This window comes from Desulforhopalus singaporensis, assembly GCF_900104445.1.
GTDB lineage: Bacteria > Desulfobacterota > Desulfobulbia > Desulfobulbales > Desulfocapsaceae > Desulforhopalus_A > Desulforhopalus_A singaporensis.
The window spans coordinates 57,371-75,709 of the sequence record NZ_FNJI01000002.1 but is presented as its reverse complement, the minus strand read 5'-3'; the positions used below and the strand labels follow the sequence as shown (position 1 = coordinate 75,709).

Here is an 18,339-nt window from a genome sequence, read left to right as displayed (position 1 = left end):
AAGGAGTTATGGAACATCCGATACTATTTATTTCGATCATCCTGGAAAAAATGGGACTTCCGGTTCCGCACGGCCCGGTGGGAAACGGTATACTCGAGCAGTTGTGTGCGCCGTACATGACATATACCTGGCTGGTGATGGTATTCCTGTTCATTGTGGCCAAACTGACCCTTGGAAACCTTGAAATGGTTCCGGGCAAGGGACAGAATTTCTGGGAACTGGTAATCGGCGGTATGGACGATTTCTTTGCGGACAACATGGGCAGGGAGCTAGCCGATCAGTTTTTTCCGATGATCGCAACTTTCGGACTCTACATTGCCGTAGCCAACCTGATCGGGTTGATTCCCGGGTTCATGTCGCCCACTTCTTCGATCAACACCACTCTCGCACTGACCGTCATCGTATGGTTGTCTCATCACCTGATCGGTTTTCGTAATCACGGTCTGGGTTACTACAAACATTTCATGGGGCCGGTATGGTGGCTGGTACCTCTGCTGTTGCCTATTGAGATCATCAGTAACGTTGCCAGGCTGCTGTCTCTGTCCATCCGACTTTTTGGTAACATCATGGCTAAAGAGACCCTTCTTGCAATCCTCTTTATGCTCGCCGGGGGATTCTTTGCACCGCTGCCGATCATGATCCTCGGTGTTCTGGTCTCACTGGTACAGGCGATGGTATTTGTTCTTCTGACTGTGGTCTACTTTTCACAGGCGCAGGAGCACGCACATTAAAAAGATTACAGGACTGTGCTCCGGCGGATATGCGGAGCATCTTCTGCAAAATATTGGTTTTAGCGGTTTTAGGATATAAAGAAGAAGGCCAACTTACAAAACTTTTTAAAGGAGAAAACAATGGAAGGTAATATTCAATTAGCTCTGATCTGCGTAGGTGCTGCACTCTCTATCGGTCTTGCCGGACTGGGCGCTGGTATTGGTATCGGTTCTGTTGGTAACGGCGCATGTCAGGGCCTTGCAAGAAACCCCGAAGTTCAGCCCAAGCTCATGGTGTTCATGATTCTTGGTATGGCTCTTGCCGAATCAGTAGCTATTTACGGACTGGTTATCTCCCTGATCCTGCTCTACGCAAATCCGCTGCTTGGATAAAAGTCCATCAGGGATCATAACGATCAGTTGGTGATCGATAAAAGGACTGCAGGTATCTGCAGTCCTTTTTTTTTCATCGCAACCAGAGGAAAAAATGTCTGTAGAAAACGATCCCGATATTGTTATTTTTCCACGCAAAAACCGCAATGAAAAATCGATCCCTGAGCGTGGTCTTCTCCTGGTTAATCCGACCGAGGCGAAACCGAGAATAGACACCCTGCTCGACTCGGGTTGGAGCTCGCGGTTTCTTTTCAACTCAAGGCTATGCGTGAGCAAAAACGACTACTCTTTTGTCGCTGGGCCGGCAATCGGTGCACCGATGGCAGCTCTTGCCATGGAAAAACTCATTGCCCTTGGAGCGAGGCGGATTGTTCTCTGCGGATGGTGCGGGGCGGTTGACAAAAAACTGGCGGTGGGGGATATCGTCATTCCCGACAGCGCCCTTTCCGGGGAGGGAACTTCACCCTATTATACCGGAGAAAGCGAGATAGCTCCCTCTGGCAGCCTCACCGCGGAACTTCGCGATTTTTTCAGAGGTCAGGGGGTTGTCACGGCCACCGGGCGGGTGTGGTCCACCGATGCTGTTTACCGGGAAAAAAGGTCCCAGCTTGCGCAGTTGAACAGGAGTCGGGGGGTGGTGGCGATCGACATGGAATTTTCCGCCTTATGCGCCGTTGCCATTTTTCGGAAAATCGAGTTTAGTGCTGTGCTCATCGTTTCCGATGAGGTGTGGGGCGAATCCTGGAGCCCTGGTTTTACAAAAGATCATTTTCGGGCTCGTAAAGAGGCGGCCTATGAAGTACTGCAAAAATTCATTTCTCAATAGTAGGGGGAGACTATGTCGACCTTTCACCTGGTAAGCCTTGGCTGCGCCAAAAACCTGGTTGATTCCGAAGTCATCCTCGGCGCTCTTGACCAAAGTGGCTGGCAGCTGTGTGAAGATCCGGAACTGGCCGATGTGATAATAATCAATACCTGCGGGTTCATCCAGCCGGCGGTTGAAGAGGCCATTGATGAAATCCTGGCCATGGCGAATATTAAAAAGAGCAGGCCGGGGGTTAAATTAGTGGTCTGCGGCTGTCTGGTGCAGCGGTACCGCGAAAGTCTGGCAGCAGAGTTGCCGGAGGTCGATCTCTTTCTGGGAACCGAAGCGGTTGCGATGGTTCCGGAATTGCTCGATAAAAAAGTCTACGACCTTTCTAAAAAGGTGATTTTACCCCCGCAATATCTGATGGATGCTGCTACCCCGCGGATAATTTCCACGCCTGGTTTCAGGGCATGGCTGAAAATTACCGAAGGATGCGACAACCGCTGTTCCTACTGCATGATCCCGTCAATCCGCGGCAGGCTCAGGAGCAGGCCTATTGATGACCTTGTAGCTGAGGCAACAAATCTTGAGCGGGCAGGTGTCAAGGAACTCTCACTTATCGCCCAGGATATCACCGCCTACGGCAATGACCTTGGCAGGGGGACCAGCCTCGAGAAGCTGCTTGAACAATTACTGCAGAAGACCTCTATACCGTGGATTCGACTGCTCTATCTCTATCCGACGGGAATCAGCCGTAAACTTATCGAGCTGGTGGTAAATGAACAGCGGATAGTGCCGTATCTCGATATTCCGTTTCAGCATGTAAGTGACAACATTCTGAAGAAAATGAACAGACCTTACGGCTATCGGCAGTTGGCGGAACTTGTCGAAAAACTGCGCGGGGAAATTCCCGATATTGCACTCAGAACTACTTTTCTCGTTGGCTTTCCAGGAGAAACCGAGCACGACTTAGGCCAGCTTGAACAATTTATGTCAAGGTATAAGCTGGACCATGTGGGGGTGTTCGCATACGCAAACGAGCCAGGGGCTCCATCGGAAAATTTTCCGGGCCAACTCGAGGAAGATGAAAAGAACCGTCGCCGGGACCACCTGATGGGGGTGCAGGCCGAATTATCGGGACAGGTCCAGCAGAAATATGTCGGCCAGACCGTGCCGGTACTTGTTGAAGGGGTGTGCCGGGAAACCGAGTTACTGCTTGAGGGGCGAACAAAGTACCAGGCGCCCGAGGTTGACGGCTGCGTCTATATCAATGAAGGCACGGCTGCTGCAGGCGATATTGTGAACGTGAGAATTGAAGAGGCGAAGACCTACGACCTGATCGGCGGTATTGTTGCTTGACGCGCCAGCTGCGACTCGTGCTCGCGCATCCGCCGGATCAGGCCGCAACCGGCAGCAACCGTTGCCACATCGATCACTGGTGGTAACCTGGTTGGCTGTGCTGCCGGAGGCTGGTGTAAGCAGGTTACTTGGTGTTGACTTTTTCCCTAAGATCTTTTCCAACCTTGAAAAAGGGGAGCTTCTTGGGCTTCACCTTGATTTTCTTGCCGGTTTTGGGGTTTCTGCCTTCGTATGAATCGTATTTTTTTATCACAAAACTGCCGAAACCGCGTATTTCAATGGACTCACCCCGTGCCAGGGCTTCGGTCATCGTCTCGATCACGGTATTTGTAATTGCCGCTGCCTCACGATGAGGTACGTCAATATCCTGAGCCAACGCTTCAATTAATTCTGATTTATTCATACTTAACTCCTGTCTCCGGAAATCAAATTAGACCCTTTGTACAACGCTTTTTTTCAGTAATGTTGCGTCAATAGTAACCAGTCGTCGGCCATCGGTGGACGGCCTGCGGAAAAGTGCAGCAATAACAGTCAGTTACTGGATGACTTTGCTGTGCCTGATAAATAGATGCGCCTCTAACTACTTAGATTTAATCAGCTAATTTAATTTTTGTAAAGAAAATTCTATAAAAAAATCTTTTTAATATCTGAGGGGTTAAGTCGTCTGGTCTGTCCGGTCGGCAGCGAGCCCAGGGTAAGTTTTCCGTAGGCTGTGCGCCTGAGGTGGAGAACGGGGTGGCCGATATGCTGGAACATCTTTTTGACCTGGTGTTTTCGGCCTTCGTGAATGGTGATTCTGAGAAGTTGGTTTTTTCCTTTACGATTGAGATATCTGATGGTTGCCTTGGAGGTCATTTTTCCGTCAAGAATCACGCCTTTTTCCAGCTGGTCGACTTTATTCTGCGGCACCACTCCCCTGACAAGAGCTTCATAGGTCTTGTTGGTTTCAAAGCTGGGGTGCTGGATCTTCTGGGCTAGCTCTCCGTCGTTGGTGAGCAGCAGGGCGCCTTCGGTATCAAAATCAAGCCTGCCTACCGGAAAAAGCCGTGCGTCCACCCCTTTGACCAGGGAAGTCACCACCGGCCTGTTTTGCGGGTCGGACATTGTGGTAACGTACCCTTTGGGTTTGTTGAGCAGAAAATAGAGCTTCTCCTTTTCCGGGCTGACCCTGGCGCCGTCAAAGAGAACTTCGCTGGTGTCTGGATCCAGGGTGGTGCCCATCTCGGTCACGATCCGGCCGTCGACGGTTATCCTGCCTTCCCTGATATATTCCTCGGCTTTTCGCCTGGAGCAGAGACCGCATCTGGCGAGGTATTTCTGTAGACGTTCGGATTTCTTCATGTTACCGGTATCTGGCAGGGATGATGCGACAAAACTTTTCATCAACCTTCTTCTTGGTTTCGCAGTCGACCTCGAGGACATCAGTATACCAGGGCTTCATCCTGCAGTCTATGACGATCGGGGGTTCAAGACCGACGTGAAAACGGTGAACCGATGTTGCTTTTCCGTAAATGTCCGCCGCAGGTTCGAACCGGGTGAAAAAGGTCCAGACGAACTCCTGCATGGTGGAGGTTGCCTCAGCGCAGTTATCGACCAGTAGCAGAAACGGCCAGTTGTCTACCCCCTGGTGCTCGGCAAGTTGACCGGCTAGATCCGGGGATTCCGTGTAGGGGGGGGCCTGTACGACCAGGGTGCCTGGTAAAAAGACTGTCGGCTTGGTACAGCCAGCGGGCAGAGTTCCGTTGAATTCACGGGGCAGTTCCCTGCGTTTGTCCTTGCCAAGGCCCATGAGCATCGCCTTGGAACCCTTGTTCACCGAGGGGCCGGTATAATCGAGGGTGTCCTGGGAGACGTTGGCGAAGACAAAAAGATCACGGCTCCATACCACCCGTTCAAGTAGATGCACCCACAGTCTGCCAAAGTCGGTAATGTCGATGTCGCCGTCGGTTACCATGAGGAATTTGGTCAGCGAAAGCTGGCCTTCGCCGAGGATGCGCAGCCCGCAGCCAAATGCCTCCCGCGGGTAGCGATCGTGAACCCTGGCAGCTGCCAGACAGTGGAACCCGGCCTCGCCGAAAGTTTTCAGCTCCTTTACCCCCTTCATGACCAGAGGAAACAGGGGCGAGAGCAGGTCCTGGAGGAAGTCGCCGATAAAGTAATCTTCCTGTCTGGGGCGGCCCACGACGGTCGCAGGGTAAATTGCGTTTTTACGGTGATAGAGATGGGTGGCCTTGAACACCGGGTAGTCGTGCTGCAGGGAATCGTATCCGTAATGGTCGCCAAACGGGCCTTCGGGGTGACGCAGCTTCGGCGGCACTTCGCCCTTGACGGCGAATTCGGCGAAGGCGACCAGCCGGTGTCCGCCCAGGGGATCGTCGCCCATGGCCAACCTGGATCCCTGGAGCAGCGAGGTGAGCATCAGCTCGGGCAGATCCTCGGGCAGCGGCGCGATAGCAGACAGCATCAGCGCCGGGGGACCGCCTATGAAGAGGGTCATCGGCAGGGGGCGGTCTAGTTTTTCCGCTTCGTAGTAGTGGTAACCGCCGCCCTTGTGGATCTGCCAGTGGATTCCGGTGGTTGTGTCGCTGTGCCGCTGTATCCGGTACATGCCGAGGTTGTGACCCTTGCCGTCCGGGTGCTCGGTATATACCAGGGGAAGAGTTACAAAAGGCCCTCCGTCGCTGTGCCAGGAAGTGAGCATCGGCAATCTTGAGAGCCGGGGAGGGCGCTGCAACCTCTCCATGACCGGTGGATTGGCGTGCTTTTTAAGCCCAATTTTCATCCCGTCGAACAGGAGTTGCCGATTCTGCCACAGCTTTGCCGGAGTTAGCGGCATAACCGTTTCCGCAAGCCGGACAATGTCACGGACGAACTGCTGCGGTTTATTGCCGAATGCGAGCTCAAGTCTTTTGGCGGATCCGAACAGGTTGGTGGTTACCGGGAAATCGGATCCCTTGACATTGGTAAAAAGAAGGGCCGGGCCGCCGGCGGCGATAACCCGTCGATGGATTTCCGCTATCTCCAGATACGGATCGACCTGTTCTTCTATGACCAGCAGCTGGTTCTCCTGCCTGAGAACGTCGAGGTAGCTGCGGAGGTCGTAAAATTTGTTTGCATCCAACGGAGGCTCCCTATTGATCTGGTGTATGGTGAGGGTGGTTTTCGTTGAGAAAAAGAGTGTGGTATTCCTGCTCGGTCAGGTGTTGGCGTAACAGGTCCATAAAGGAATCGACAAAATTGATGATTTCCTCACTGGACATCCTGGCCGCCAGGGTCTGTGCCAATTCTTGACGCCCGGCGAGTTGCAGGAAGATGACAAGCGAATCCCTGTCAAGCTCTTCGGTGAGACCGAAACATATCTTTGCTCCATCGACTTTCATATCCGTTGTTGTCCGGTAAAGGATTTATGCGGTTGGATTGTCCCCGACAATTTTCCACCTGACACTGCGGTTTCTCGGACCGTCGTATTCGCAGAAAAAAATCTTCTGCCACGTTCCGAGCACCGGGCGTCCCCCTGCGATTTCAACAGTCAGGGAGCTCCCGGTAAGAAGCGCCATGATGTGGGAGACCGAGTTGCCCTCAAGGTGTCTGTACGGGAGGTTTGCTGAAACCATGTCCGTTAATCCGAGGATAATGTCTTGTTGCACGTCCGGATCAGCTCCCTCGTTTATGGTGAGTCCCGCTGTGGTATGGGGATTGAACAGGTAAAGAACACCTGAGTCGACCCCCTGCCGGCTGATGGCCTCGCTCAGCTCGGCGGTTATGTCGACAAGTTCCATGTGGCGTGTGGTGGTAACCCTAATTGTTCTGTCGGTCATGGCCTATCCTTAAAAAGCAGATCCAACCTGTGGAGTTGTGGGGATAAATTATGCTTCTTTTTTGCAAAAATGACGAACATTGTTGCCGCTCCGCTCCCCTGGGGTGGTGGTCATGGAGGAACGGAAGTTATGAAACTGTCAAACACCGGCCGGCCCTGTCCTGTTCGGTTGCCCGGCACCGGTGACGGACACTGTCCGGTGGGACACTATAGGAGTTTTTACCCGGACAGTCAATCTCCGACTGAAAGCTGCAGGTGCTGATGCAGATCAAGTGGGGATGGACTGGGTACTGACAATCTGCGCTGCCTGTTCAGGTGCGCCGCTTGACACGGCAGGGGGGGCTGATACTATAATGAAAGCGGGGCGGCTGCATCTGGCCCCTGTCTCTGGTTGCGTTGAAAACATAAACAATTTCTTTAAATTACGAAGGACCATGCTCCTTTTTGAGTTGACACCGGATATGGTGGTAGTGGTATATGTAATGTGGGTTCGACCAGTTTTTGGTGGAACAGGATTTGGGAAAAGTAGCGGATGATTGATGGACTCCTCAGTCGATTATACCGCAACACGCTACGAGGACATACGTTTCACCATGACAAGGCAGATCAGGTCCATCTGGATGATTAGCAGGGAGTACGGGGAGCTTGCAGGTGCCGGAGGGATTAAGGATATGGTGTGCCAGTTGAGCAGGGCTCTTGGTGCCGGGACTGCCAGGTCGGTGTCTGTGGTTATCCCCCTCTACGGATTTATCGACCCGGAAAAACACGGATTTCTCCCCCTTGAGGACCCGCTCGCCCCGGGCAAACCACTCTGCATCCCGATTAATATGAACCAACCTGATCGATCGATCAGGGAAGAGGCCGGATATTACTATAAGCAGGATGGACAGGTTCGGCTCTATCTCGTCGATGCGGTCCGCTTTCGTGAAAAAAAATCGATATACACATACACCACGGAGGAAGCGCAAGGCTCCGAATGGAAAAAAAGTTCGGCCGGGCATCATGACTATTTTGCCATGAACGTCCTGCACCAGAAGGCGTCGCTTGAACTGATGATCGCGCTCGGTGCAAAGGTGGATGTCATCCACTGCCACGACGGGCACACTGGTCTGCTGGCGGCGCTGATCAGGGAAAAAAGCGGGTATATCAGTTATTTCAGGGGGACCGGGTGTCTGGTTACAATCCACAATGCCGGCTATGGTTACCACCAGGAGATCGCCGATATCCCGTACGCAGTCTCCATAACCGGGTTGCCGGTACGAGTTGTCGAGTCCTGCCAGCTGGAGCGCAAGTTCGACCCGCTGCTGGTGGCCGGGGTTTATGCGCTGGTGAATACCGTCAGTGAAAATTACGCCAGGGAACTGCAGGAAACCGTACAGGACAGCATGACCGGCTGGCTCGGACATGAGCTGAAGAGGCGGCATATTGTCCTGGAAGGTGTGACAAACGGGATCGATCCCCGGTCTTTCCCGCCGAAAGTTTTTCCAGGAGTTGCCGAAAAAATGCACTTCGACCCGGCGGACCCCAAAGACACGTTAAGCGGTAAGAAGCGCTGCAAGAACGAGCTGGTCCGTCTGACCGGCGGCAGTTTTCACCGGGTTGCCGGATATGGACGACTCAGTGGCGATAGTGACATGGTGCTGCTCACCTATGTCGGCCGCCTGAACGAACAGAAGGGCGTTGATATTCTTCTTGACGCCCTGCCGCAGCTTTTTGCTGCAACCCCCGGGGTCCAGATGCTCGTCCTCGGCAGCGGCTGGACGGAAATTGAGGATCGACTGGTCGGGATGACGACTTTGGAAGCCTTTAAGGGCAGGCTCTGTTATCTCCGGGGGTACGACCCTGATCTTGCCAACCAGATTTTCGCTGCCGGTGATTTCTTTGTCCTTCCTTCCCGCTTCGAGCCTTGCGGCCTTACCGATTTCATGGCTCAGCTATACGGGAACCTTCCCATCGCCCACCTTGTGGGCGGACTGGTCAAGGTGATAGACGGCAAGACCGGGATAGGGTATGACGACAACAGTGCCAGGGGGCTTGTAGACGCTATCGAGCGGGCGCTGGCTCTTTCCGACAAGAAAAAAAGAAGGATGCAGCTGCGGGCGGTACAGACTATCCACGAGCGATATACCTGGTCGAAGGTGATGCACAAATATCTCGATCTTTACCGTAAAAGCATGCCGTGACCCTGCACCTGCGCCGTTTTGTCGGCGGCCAGGGTCGTGGGTATCGGAAGAGGCCGGGGGCAGCCTGAAAAAGTTCAAAAATCCTCGCTTTCGCCACTACCGGGTGAAAACGTGGATGAAGTTTACGTATAACGATCAGGGTATTAATTTTGGAGGTTGAGAGGATGACTATTAAAATTGGAATCAATGGGTTTGGTCGTATCGGCAGAAATATCTTCAGGGCTCTTGGCGAGGATGAAGCGTTTTCCGATATTGAGGTGGTGGGGATAAATGATCTTACCGACAACAAGACCCTTGCCCATCTGCTGAAGTACGATTCGGTGCTGGGAGTATACCGCAGGGAAGTGGAGGGGTGCGACGAAGGAATATACATAGACGGCAAGCTGATAAAAGTCTCAAGCTTCCGGGACCCCGCCGACATTCCCTGGGGTGCGCTGGGGGCGGAATATGTGGCCGAGTGCACAGGGTTTTTCAGGGACCAGGAATCGGCCCAGGCGCATATCGACGCCGGCGCCGCCAAGGTGATTATTTCCGCGCCGGCCAAAGGCAACGTCAAAACCCTGGTGATGGGGGTGAACGAGGACGATTATGACGCAACGCTTCACCACGTTGTCTCCAACGCCTCCTGTACCACCAACTGTCTTGCGCCTTTTGCCAAGGTCATCCTGGACAACTTCGGCATAACCTGCGGTCTGATGACTACTGTCCATGCCTACACCGGCAACCAGAACCTGCTCGATTCTCCCCATTCCGACCTGCGCCGCGCAAGGGCTGCGGCGTTGTCGATGATCCCCACAAAGACCGGGGCCGCGGCGGCTGTGTCGCTGGTGATTCCGGAGCTGAAAAACAAGTTTGACGGGCTGGCGGTGAGGGTCCCGACGCCAACGGTATCCCTTGTGGATGCGGTGATAGAGGTTGAAAGGGAGACCAGTGTCGCCGAGGTGAACCAGGTTCTCAGGGAAGCTGCCAACAGGTATCTCGGCTATTCAGAGCTGCCGCTCGTTTCCATTGACTTTCAGGGAGATCCGCACTCCTCGGTGATCGATGCGGAATCGACCAAGGTAATAGGGAAATCGGTCAAGGTGCTGAGCTGGTATGATAATGAGTGGGGCTATTCCAACAGGATGCTCGACCTGATCCTGCACATGGAGGCAAACAAAACGCTGTAACGGGAAAAGAATCAGGAGCGCAGCTGGCTGCTCGGAAACTGACTGTTTATTGGTGTACTATGATGGAAAATGATGTCGCGGCAATAGATTCGGATGCTCTGAAGGCGAATCTCATCGAGACTTCGGGGGAGGTCCGGATCAACCCTGAGCTCACAGTCCTGCTTGAGGTTGTGGACAACTACAAAGGGTTGCGGGCAACTCTTGAAAGACTGCTTTACGAGATCTGCCATCCTTTCCGTAACTGGAAGCTGGTGCTCCCGCAGCTCAGGAGTTATGTGCTCAAAAACAGTCATTACTACCTCGCACACGAGAAAGGGCCGGAATCGATCCGGCTTTTTCTTAGGCTCTTTGAAGAAGCCCTGTGCGACACCCAGAAGGATCAGCTGCTCCTGGCCCGGGCGGTAGGTGCGCAGATGGTCTGGTTTGACAAGCTGTTGGCCGGGTGTGGTGAGCAGGAAATGAAAACTTTCGCTCCGGTATTCAACGAAGCGTTTGTCCGGTTGACCGAGTTCGACAAATCCAATCCGGCGATCATGATGCAGTTCGTTCACGGACAGCATCCGCTGAAGAAACTGGGCAAGAGGCTCCTCAAGTTCGGCGATTTGCTTGATCTGGGGCCGTACCTGGGGTTTTTGGACAAAAGCCTTGAGCGATGCTATCTCTACTGGCTGGAAGAGGACGATCCGCTCTCCTGGTTTCTCGAACGCTGCTCGATTGATGCCGACGATTTTCACTCGTCGCAGCTCTTTACCCCCATAAGCCACGGGGTAATGCGCAACCATCTTGAAGCGGCAAGGGAGATGCATGGGAAACAGGATCTCAAGGCGGCGCTTGGCCAAAGTCTTAATCTTCCCGACCATATCGAGATAGTCAGGTATTATCGGTCCGTTCCCGACAAGCTGAAAGAGGCGCAGGAGGATTTCTCCCAGCTGCAAAAAAAGACCGGGGTGTCGATACACATTGTCGAAAACAGGAAACTGCTTTTCCTCTTCAAGATAATGGACACCAGGGGGCTTTACCTCATCCATGAGGAAACCCTCAGGGAGATCAACCGCAACCTTGTGCAGCTTATCAGGCAGCAGAGTTTTGAGGAAATCGAGGAATTCCTGCTCACCGCTTTCAAGCTGTTGAAGGCGAATGTCCGCAAATACCCCCATACCTCGCTGCAATGTATTCAGGTCCTTGGCGGTGAAGTGTTTGATCGGGGCAACAGCCGAATGGTGGAGACCTTTCTCTGGGAAGCGGTTCGTTTCGGCTTTCAGCATGCGGGGGTCATGGGGGTTGACGAAAACTGGCAGCCGCTTGTAAACCCGGCACATCTTGCCAATATCAGAGTGTGGCTGCACCTGATCATGAGGGAGCCGAAGTGGTGCTCAACGCTCTTTTCCGCCCTTATTATCCACATCAAGCTTTCCGGCACCTGCGTCAAGGATACCGACCTGTTTCAGCGCGATATTACCGAGCTGCTCAACCACCCCATCGAACCTATCTACAACCTGGCAAAACAGTTCACCAAGTTGATGCCGGTATTTTTCAACGAGATCGGTTCTGAGGGCGAACTGCGTGATGTCTCAACCGAGCTGGACGAGATCCATCGGCGCAAGGACGTATTGATTCATTTTCTTCGCAAGCAGGGTCATGTTGAGAGCTCCAACCTGATAGTCGACTTCATCAAGGCCATAATCACCTTCTGGAGAGACGGCACCAAAACCGCGCTCGCCCAGTTTCTGCCGGAGGAGGTGTATGCCCAGGTCAGGCCGGACGGGATCTACGTGGAGACTCAGTTCAGGTTGAGCAAGAGGTTCTGGAACCATTACGCTATTTCCGACGTTGAAGACATTCTCGCAATATCAAACAGCCGCATTGACGCATTTCTTGACCAGCAGAAAGACCTGGATGCCAGCGAATGTCGGCGGTTTGCTTTGCTGATCAGGATGTATAAACTCCTGCAGAAAAAATATAAGCTTGGATTCCAGCAGCTCAAGTCGGAGGTGACGCGGGCGGTCAACGACGGATTCCCCGAACTTGACATCCTGGTCAAGGAACTTGAGAATTCCGATATCGAAAAGGGGCTTGCTGCGATATTTACGGCACTTGAGGCGCTCAAGGAGATAATACTCTCAAAAGAAAAATTCGAGGCCCGCGAGGATATCTATTACAAGCGGCACATCGCGGTGGATATCCCTTCGGTGTACGGCCGTTATCGGGAGAAGAAATTTGATGCCTTGAGTCTTACCTTCAGGCTTGAAAACCTGGCTACCCTGTACCTTGAAAAGTTGCCGGAGACCATCAACCTGTCGATTATAACCCAGGCCACTTTCTATAATATTGTCCGCTGTATCAAACTGTTCATGCGCGCCCTGGCAATTGACGGTATCACCTCCAGAAGGTTGTCCATCTACCTGATGCTGCTGAAAAACTCACTCAAGGTGAGACGGTTTTCCTATACCCAGTATCTCGACATCTTCCGGGGAATGTCGGAGGGGGTAAAGGATATCATCTATGCGTTTTACACCAATATCCACCAGAATAACCTGTCGATCATCATTCCGCAGATAGGACCGGAAAAGATACTGAGCAAATACGCGTCGCTGTACGACCAGAAGGAGATGGGGACCTCGGTCCAGAGGTTGTCGGAACTGTTCATGCGCGAGCTCATATCTTCCACCTTCGGGCTCCAGCACCTCGACAACTTCATCCTGAGAATCCTGCAGACTCTTGAAAACCAGAAGGATCTGCTCGATCAGGAAAGTCTCGACCTACTGATGACCTATAATCCCGAACGGGCTCTTTCGCTCCTGCACAACCCCAACCCCTTCACCAACAATCTTATCTATCTCGGCAACAAGGGGTTCAATCTGGCGACGCTTTCCCGCCACGGCAAGCGGGTTCCCTCGGGGTTTGTCATCACCACGGAAATCTTTCGCTGCCGGGATATCGTGTTCGGCTACCGGAAAACCAGAGAGGAGTTCAACCGGCGGCTGCGTAGGGCGCTGAGTGAAATTGAAAAAATGACGGGGCGCAACTTCGGCTCTCCCGATTCGCCGCTGCTGCTCTCGGTGCGTAGCGGGGGAGCGATTTCAATGCCGGGAATGATGGCTACTGTTCATAATGTCGGATTCAACGAAGAGTTGATCGAGGAGACCGTCGCCCGTCACGGCAACCCATACCTGGCCTGGGACAACTACCGCCGCTTTCTCCAGTCCTGGGCGATGATCTCCGGCGTGGGTCGGGAAGAGTTCCAGCGGCTGATGAACGAGGCCAAGGCCCGGCATAATGTGGCGCTGAAACGGCAGTTCTCGCCGGACCAGATGAAGGAGCTCGCTCTTTCCTACCAGCGGCTGATCAGGCAGCGGGGGCTCGGTATGCCCGATGACCCGTGGCTGCAGCTTGTTCATGCCATCCAGCTGGTGCTTGATTCATGGGAAACGAAGAAGGCCAACGAGTATCGGCGGGTTATGGATGTGTCCGATTCCTGGGGCACCGCCGTCATCGTCCAGGCCATGGTGTTCGGCAACAAGAGCGGCTCGTCCGGGGCCGGGGTCGTCTTCACCGCCCACCCCTACCGCAAGGTGCAGAGGGTCGCGCTGTGGGGGGATTACGCCTATGGCGACCAGGGAGAAGATATCGTCTCCGGCCTGGTTTCAAGTTATGCCATCTCCGTTGAGCAGGCAAAACTCGATGGACGCTCGGAAGAGGAAACCCTTGAGAGGCGGTTCCCCCGTATCTACCGAGAGCTTCTGGACATATCGCGGGAGCTGGTCTATGACAAGCGGTGGAATCCCCAGGAAATTGAGTTCACCTTTGAAGGTCCGGACCCTGAGAAACTGTACCTGTTGCAGACCAGGGATATGATAACTATCAAGAAAAAGGAGCATCTCAACGTTTTTGTCGAAAGCGATGGGCTTGAAGCGGCTCACCTGGGCGCAGGTGTCGGGGTCTCCGGTTCCGCACTTTCCGGGCGCGCTGTTTTTACCGAGGATAATATCAACCGGCTGCGACGCGAGACTCCCGGTGTGCCCCTTATCCTGATCAGACAGGATACCGTTCCTGAAGATATCAAGGTGGTCAGCAAGGCCGACGGCCTGCTGACCGCGCGGGGCGGGCAGACCTCACACGCCAGCGTGGTGGCGGTGCGCCTGGAAAAGACATGCGTCGTCGGCTGCAGCAGCCTGAAAGTCTATGAGGCTCAGCAGTATTGCGAGATCAACGGGGTCCATATCGGGTTCGGCGATCCCGTTTCCATCGATGGACGTACCGGACAGGTGCTCAACGGGTTGCACGACACTGTCGAGGAATACCATATTCTGCCAATTTAGCCTGAATGCTACCAAAATATTTTTTCCGTGCGTTTCTTTGTCCCATAAGTACAATAATAGGAAGAACACGATAAACGATTAATAATACCTTCTCATACCACTACTCATAACCGAAGCAGCCGGCGGGGAGGTTCAGGGGGGGCCAACTTCTGAAATGTTGCGCAAACAACAAAGCGGGGGAAGTATGGTTAATCCAAAGTTCAAAAAGGGACCGAAACTGTTTTCTCTGGCCAGGAAAAAAGCTCTTATGCTCGATATTCCACAGGAAAAGGGCATTAAACTTGCCGAACTGATAGAACGAATTCAGGAAAAAGAGGGTAATGTCCCCTGTTTTCGCAAAAGAGATTTCTGCAGTGAAATGAGATGCTGCTGGCAGGCTTCATGTTCTGCCCAGATGGTGCCGATGGTTGATTAAAGGCGCGGCCTGACTACCTGTTTTCCGGAATACCGAGCTTTTTGAGGATGACCCCCAGGGGGCAGAACTTGGTAAATCCGAACTGGAACAGATTGAGGCCGACAAAAGCGGTGAAGAACAACCAGTATGAGCTGTGAAACAAGGGACTCGCCTCAACGCCGAACAGCAGGCTTATAACAATAAAGAAGCCGGCAATTGCATGTATCCAGTCTGTTATGATCATCGTCTCAATCCTGTAATTTTTTCAAGCATCTGCCTAACTTTTCCAGGTGTCAGAAGTCGGGACAGAAGAGGACCCTCATCTTCTTGATGAGTTCCAGTATTCTTTTGTCGGTGATCTTGTTATAGATGAAGTTTGCGTCCTTGCGATAGTCTATTATCCCCTGACTTCGCAGAATGTTCAGATGTTGCGAGACGTTGGCGTTGGTGGTCTTGACCTGGTCCCGTATCTCCCCGACAGACAGTTCCTTGTCCTGAAGCAGGCAGAGGATTTTAAGGCGTATCGGGTGCGACATCGATTTGAGCAGTTTGGACATTGCATCTATCTGATCATCCTGCATTGTTTCACCTAAGAAAGTATTTCATTTTATAGTTTAATAGCGATCCCTGAATTGTAAAGTAAAATCTTTCAAAACCGAATTTCTGCAAGGGATGGCTGGACAAGACCGAGCGAAATTAATGAGACGCTTATACAATACCGCCCCTCGTGGGCATTGTGCAACAGAAAAATATAGAGCTGGTCGGGGAACCTGTTCCAACAACTGTGTATTTCGACAAGGTTTTTATTTTCTTGAAGCAAGGATTTTCAGGGACCTGGATTTGTGTTGTCGCTGTAAAATTTTCTTGCTTTAGCCTCAGATGGTGGGTAGGCTAATTGGTGACATTGTGTCCGTTGTGACAGGATGTGGCCGGGACGGTTTTTTCCTGAAGGATTGACAGGTTACGAAATAAAGAGAAAAAGCCGCCGGCTGTTTTGTCGGGCTGACTGCTGTATTCCATTTCTACTTTGAGGAGATGGCGTGAATGGTTATAAGAATACACAGGCGGGAACAAAAGCAGCTAAAAGTTGCCGGGAGCAAAGAAAAGACTCAGACAACTATCCGGAGAACGAGAACTCAAGGACCAATCTGCTGAACAGACTTTATGATGAGGCCGCCGGGGATCCGAGGATATTCTGGGAAAACCGGGCCACCGAACTGCTCAGCTGTTCAAGACGCTGGGACACGGTTGTTGAAGGTGATTTCGCCACAGGCGGGCTGCGATGGTTCTCTGGTGCAGAACTGAACGCGTCCGTCAACTGTCTCGATCGGCACCTGCAAAACGGCAGGGGGAAAAAGGCCGCGCTTATCTGGCAGGGTGAAAACGAGTCCGATGCTACTGTCTTCACCTATGAAATGCTGCACCGCGAGGTCTGCCGCTTTGCCAACGTTCTCAAGAAGAAAGGGGTCGCAAAAGGAGACTGTGTTTCTCTCTACCTTCCCATGGTGCCCGAACTGGTTGTCGCGATCCTGGCGTGTGCTCGAATCGGGGCCATCCATAACGTAGTATTCTCAGGGTTCTCCTCTGTCAGCCTGCAGGCCAGGCTGCACCAGTGCAAATCAAAGATTCTGATCACCGCAGACGCGGTAAACCGTGCGGGCAGGGCGTTGCCTCTCAAGGCGAACGCCGATGAAGCGCTGGACGACTGTCCGGACATAAAAAGCTGCGTGGTGGTGCGATGTTCCAAGCGGGAGGTGCAGATGGTTCCGGATCGGGACAGCTGGTTCCATGAGGAGATGGCCAGCCCCGACATTGGCGACCAATGTCCTGCCGAAGAGATGGCCGCCGATGACACGCTCTTCATCCTTTACACCTCAGGGGCCACCGGCAGGCCGAAAGCGGTCGCCCACTCGACCGCCGGCTATCTGCTTTATGTGATGTATACCTGCAAGGTTGTGTTTGATCTTAAAGAGGATGAGCTGTTCTGGTGTACTGCCGATATTGCCTGGATTACCGGTCACAGCTACTCTGTCTACGGGGTGCTGGGACTTGGCGGAACCAGCCTGATTTACGAAGGGATACCCCTTTACCCCGATCCCGGCAGGTACTGGTCCATAGTGGAAAAATACAAGGTAAACATCATCTATACCGCGCCGACCGTGATCAGGGCGCTGATGAAATTTGGTACCGCGCCTGTTGAAAAATACGACTTGTCGTCTCTGCGGCTGCTGGGCTCGGTGGGAGAACCGATTAACGCTGAAGCCTGGCGCTGGTACCATGACATTATTGGCAAGAAAAAGCTACGGATTGCCGATACATGGTGGCAGACCGAGACCGGCGGGGTGATGATTTCTCCCCTTGTCGCATCTCCTCCGGAAAAGGCTGGTGCTGCGGCTCACCCGCTGCCGGGAATTTCTGCCATGGTCGTTGACGAACTGGGCCAGCAGGTGGAGCGGGGGCGGCCGGGACGTCTAGTGATCACCAGCCCGTGGCCGGGGATGTTCAAGGAGATCCTCAGAGCAAGAAAAAAAACGGATAGACGAGGCGGGGCGGTGACATCAACCGGCTATGACACCGGGGATGGTGCGAGAAAGGATCAGGACGGGTACTACTGGATCACGGGCAGGGTTGACGATGTCATCAATGTCAGCGGCCACAGACTGGGGACGGTGGAGATAGAGTCGGCCCTGCTGACCCATAAAAGCGTGGCCGAAGCTGCAGTGGTGGGGATACCCCACTCCCTCAAGGGCCAGGCCGTATATGCATATGTCATCCTTAAAAGCAGCTTTGAACAGAGCGGTGAGCTGCTCGAGGAGCTTCGTGATCATGTCCGCGCGATGATAGGTCCGGTGGCCACACCCGATGTCATCCAGTATGCCGAGATGCTGCCGAAAACCAGAAGCGGCAAAATCATGCGGCGGGTGCTGAAGAAGATCGCCGCTGATGAATATGAGCATATTGGTGATGTGACCGCGCTTGCCGACCCCTCGCTTATTGTCGATCTGGTTGAGGGAAAGAAGAAACATTGATATATGACTGATGTGACTGCGGTGCGTTCTGCAGTAATCAGCCGTTTGTCGCCGGCGTGTCAGGAATGGTATTCCGGTCACGCCGTTTTTTGTCATAAATGTCACGATATGCTTGAATCTGAAAGGAGAAAAAGGTTTACTGATCACTCAATGGCGAG

The 18,339-nt window shown here is 53.0% G+C and carries 16 protein-coding genes; 9 read left to right on the top strand and 7 right to left on the bottom strand.

What is annotated here, in order from left to right:
- Positions 1-8 precede the first annotated feature (8 nt).
- The 4 genes from atpB (at position 9) to rimO (ending at position 3,270) form a co-directional block, all read left to right on the top strand.
- Entirely contained in the window at positions 9-731 is a 723-nt protein-coding gene (gene atpB, locus BLQ17_RS01475; protein ID WP_092219055.1) for a F0F1 ATP synthase subunit A, read from the top strand.
- Positions 732-851: 120 nt separating this feature from the next.
- Complete coding sequence (atpE, locus tag BLQ17_RS01470; protein ID WP_045705672.1) at positions 852-1,103, top strand: ATP synthase F0 subunit C; 252 nt, start codon at positions 852-854, stop codon at positions 1,101-1,103.
- A 94-nt stretch (positions 1,104-1,197) separates the two neighbouring features.
- Positions 1,198-1,929 (top strand): nucleoside phosphorylase, encoded by a 732-nt coding sequence (locus BLQ17_RS01465; protein ID WP_092219054.1) that lies wholly within the window; start codon positions 1,198-1,200, stop codon positions 1,927-1,929.
- A gap of 12 nt (positions 1,930-1,941) precedes the next feature.
- Positions 1,942-3,270, top strand: coding sequence for a 30S ribosomal protein S12 methylthiotransferase RimO (gene rimO, locus BLQ17_RS01460; protein WP_092219052.1), 1,329 nt, complete (start codon positions 1,942-1,944; stop codon positions 3,268-3,270).
- A gap of 124 nt (positions 3,271-3,394) precedes the next feature.
- Here rimO and BLQ17_RS01455 read toward each other — a convergent pair whose 3' ends face one another.
- From BLQ17_RS01455 to BLQ17_RS01435, 5 genes are all read right to left on the bottom strand, one after another.
- Positions 3,395-3,673 (bottom strand): HU family DNA-binding protein, encoded by a 279-nt coding sequence (locus BLQ17_RS01455; RefSeq protein ID WP_092219050.1) that lies wholly within the window; start codon positions 3,671-3,673, stop codon positions 3,395-3,397.
- A gap of 221 nt (positions 3,674-3,894) precedes the next feature.
- A complete protein-coding gene (locus BLQ17_RS01450; protein WP_245694927.1) occupies positions 3,895-4,653 on the bottom strand; it encodes a pseudouridine synthase in 759 nt (252 codons plus the stop codon).
- Positions 4,613-6,391 carry a UbiD family decarboxylase gene (locus BLQ17_RS01445; RefSeq protein ID WP_092219049.1) on the bottom strand — a complete coding sequence of 593 codons (1,779 nt, stop codon included), beginning with the start codon at positions 6,389-6,391 and terminating at the stop codon, positions 4,613-4,615. Before BLQ17_RS01445 ends, BLQ17_RS01450 begins: the two co-directional genes overlap by 41 nt.
- 10 nt (positions 6,392-6,401) lie before the next feature.
- Positions 6,402-6,650: a hypothetical protein gene (locus tag BLQ17_RS01440; RefSeq protein ID WP_092219047.1), complete on the bottom strand. Its 249-nt coding sequence runs from the start codon at positions 6,648-6,650 to the stop codon at positions 6,402-6,404.
- A gap of 24 nt (positions 6,651-6,674) precedes the next feature.
- Entirely contained in the window at positions 6,675-7,088 is a 414-nt protein-coding gene (locus BLQ17_RS01435) for a secondary thiamine-phosphate synthase enzyme YjbQ (protein ID WP_092219046.1), read from the bottom strand.
- Positions 7,089-7,626: 538 nt separating this feature from the next.
- Here BLQ17_RS01435 and BLQ17_RS01425 point away from each other — a divergent pair.
- From BLQ17_RS01425 to BLQ17_RS01410, 4 genes are all read left to right on the top strand, one after another.
- Positions 7,627-9,270 carry a glycogen synthase gene (locus tag BLQ17_RS01425; protein ID WP_245694925.1) on the top strand — a complete coding sequence of 548 codons (1,644 nt, stop codon included), beginning with the start codon at positions 7,627-7,629 and terminating at the stop codon, positions 9,268-9,270.
- A 164-nt stretch (positions 9,271-9,434) separates the two neighbouring features.
- Positions 9,435-10,439, top strand: a complete 1,005-nt coding sequence (gene gap / locus BLQ17_RS01420) for a type I glyceraldehyde-3-phosphate dehydrogenase (protein WP_092219042.1) — start codon at positions 9,435-9,437, stop codon at positions 10,437-10,439.
- Between the two features lie 59 nt (positions 10,440-10,498).
- On the top strand, positions 10,499-14,758 hold the full coding sequence (locus BLQ17_RS01415) for a PEP/pyruvate-binding domain-containing protein (RefSeq protein ID WP_092219040.1): 4,260 nt from the start codon (positions 10,499-10,501) through the stop codon (positions 14,756-14,758).
- A 184-nt stretch (positions 14,759-14,942) separates the two neighbouring features.
- Complete coding sequence (locus BLQ17_RS01410; RefSeq protein WP_092219038.1) at positions 14,943-15,173, top strand: hypothetical protein; 231 nt, start codon at positions 14,943-14,945, stop codon at positions 15,171-15,173.
- A 13-nt stretch (positions 15,174-15,186) separates the two neighbouring features.
- Here the strand turns inward: BLQ17_RS01410 and BLQ17_RS01405 are convergent, their stop codons facing one another.
- Positions 15,187-15,396 (bottom strand): YgaP family membrane protein, encoded by a 210-nt coding sequence (locus BLQ17_RS01405; protein WP_092219036.1) that lies wholly within the window; start codon positions 15,394-15,396, stop codon positions 15,187-15,189.
- Between the two features lie 49 nt (positions 15,397-15,445).
- The gene (locus BLQ17_RS01400; protein WP_092219034.1) at positions 15,446-15,733 is read right to left on the bottom strand and encodes an ArsR/SmtB family transcription factor; all 288 of its coding nucleotides are present in this window, start codon (positions 15,731-15,733) and stop codon (positions 15,446-15,448) included.
- Between the two features lie 459 nt (positions 15,734-16,192).
- Between BLQ17_RS01400 and acs the strand changes: the two genes are divergently transcribed.
- Positions 16,193-18,181: an acetate--CoA ligase gene (gene acs / locus BLQ17_RS01395; RefSeq protein WP_092219031.1), complete on the top strand. Its 1,989-nt coding sequence runs from the start codon at positions 16,193-16,195 to the stop codon at positions 18,179-18,181.
- Positions 18,182-18,339 lie beyond the last annotated feature (158 nt).

Coding starts and splice junctions, on each gene's coding strand:
- BLQ17_RS01415 (WP_092219040.1), top strand. CDS start 10,499: ATGATGGAAAATGATGTCGCGGCAATAGATTCGGATGCTCTGAAGGCG.
- BLQ17_RS01465 (WP_092219054.1), top strand. CDS start 1,198: ATGTCTGTAGAAAACGATCCCGATATTGTTATTTTTCCACGCAAAAAC.
- gap (WP_092219042.1), top strand. CDS start 9,435: ATGACTATTAAAATTGGAATCAATGGGTTTGGTCGTATCGGCAGAAAT.
- BLQ17_RS01410 (WP_092219038.1), top strand. CDS start 14,943: ATGGTTAATCCAAAGTTCAAAAAGGGACCGAAACTGTTTTCTCTGGCC.
- BLQ17_RS01400 (WP_092219034.1), bottom strand. CDS start 15,733: ATGCAGGATGATCAGATAGATGCAATGTCCAAACTGCTCAAATCGATG.
- atpB (WP_092219055.1), top strand. CDS start 9: ATGGAACATCCGATACTATTTATTTCGATCATCCTGGAAAAAATGGGA.
- BLQ17_RS01425 (WP_245694925.1), top strand. CDS start 7,627: ATGGACTCCTCAGTCGATTATACCGCAACACGCTACGAGGACATACGT.
- atpE (WP_045705672.1), top strand. CDS start 852: ATGGAAGGTAATATTCAATTAGCTCTGATCTGCGTAGGTGCTGCACTC.
- BLQ17_RS01435 (WP_092219046.1), bottom strand. CDS start 7,088: ATGACCGACAGAACAATTAGGGTTACCACCACACGCCACATGGAACTT.
- BLQ17_RS01440 (WP_092219047.1), bottom strand. CDS start 6,650: ATGAAAGTCGATGGAGCAAAGATATGTTTCGGTCTCACCGAAGAGCTT.
- BLQ17_RS01450 (WP_245694927.1), bottom strand. CDS start 4,653: ATGAAAAGTTTTGTCGCATCATCCCTGCCAGATACCGGTAACATGAAG.
- BLQ17_RS01405 (WP_092219036.1), bottom strand. CDS start 15,396: ATGATCATAACAGACTGGATACATGCAATTGCCGGCTTCTTTATTGTT.
- BLQ17_RS01455 (WP_092219050.1), bottom strand. CDS start 3,673: ATGAATAAATCAGAATTAATTGAAGCGTTGGCTCAGGATATTGACGTA.
- rimO (WP_092219052.1), top strand. CDS start 1,942: ATGTCGACCTTTCACCTGGTAAGCCTTGGCTGCGCCAAAAACCTGGTT.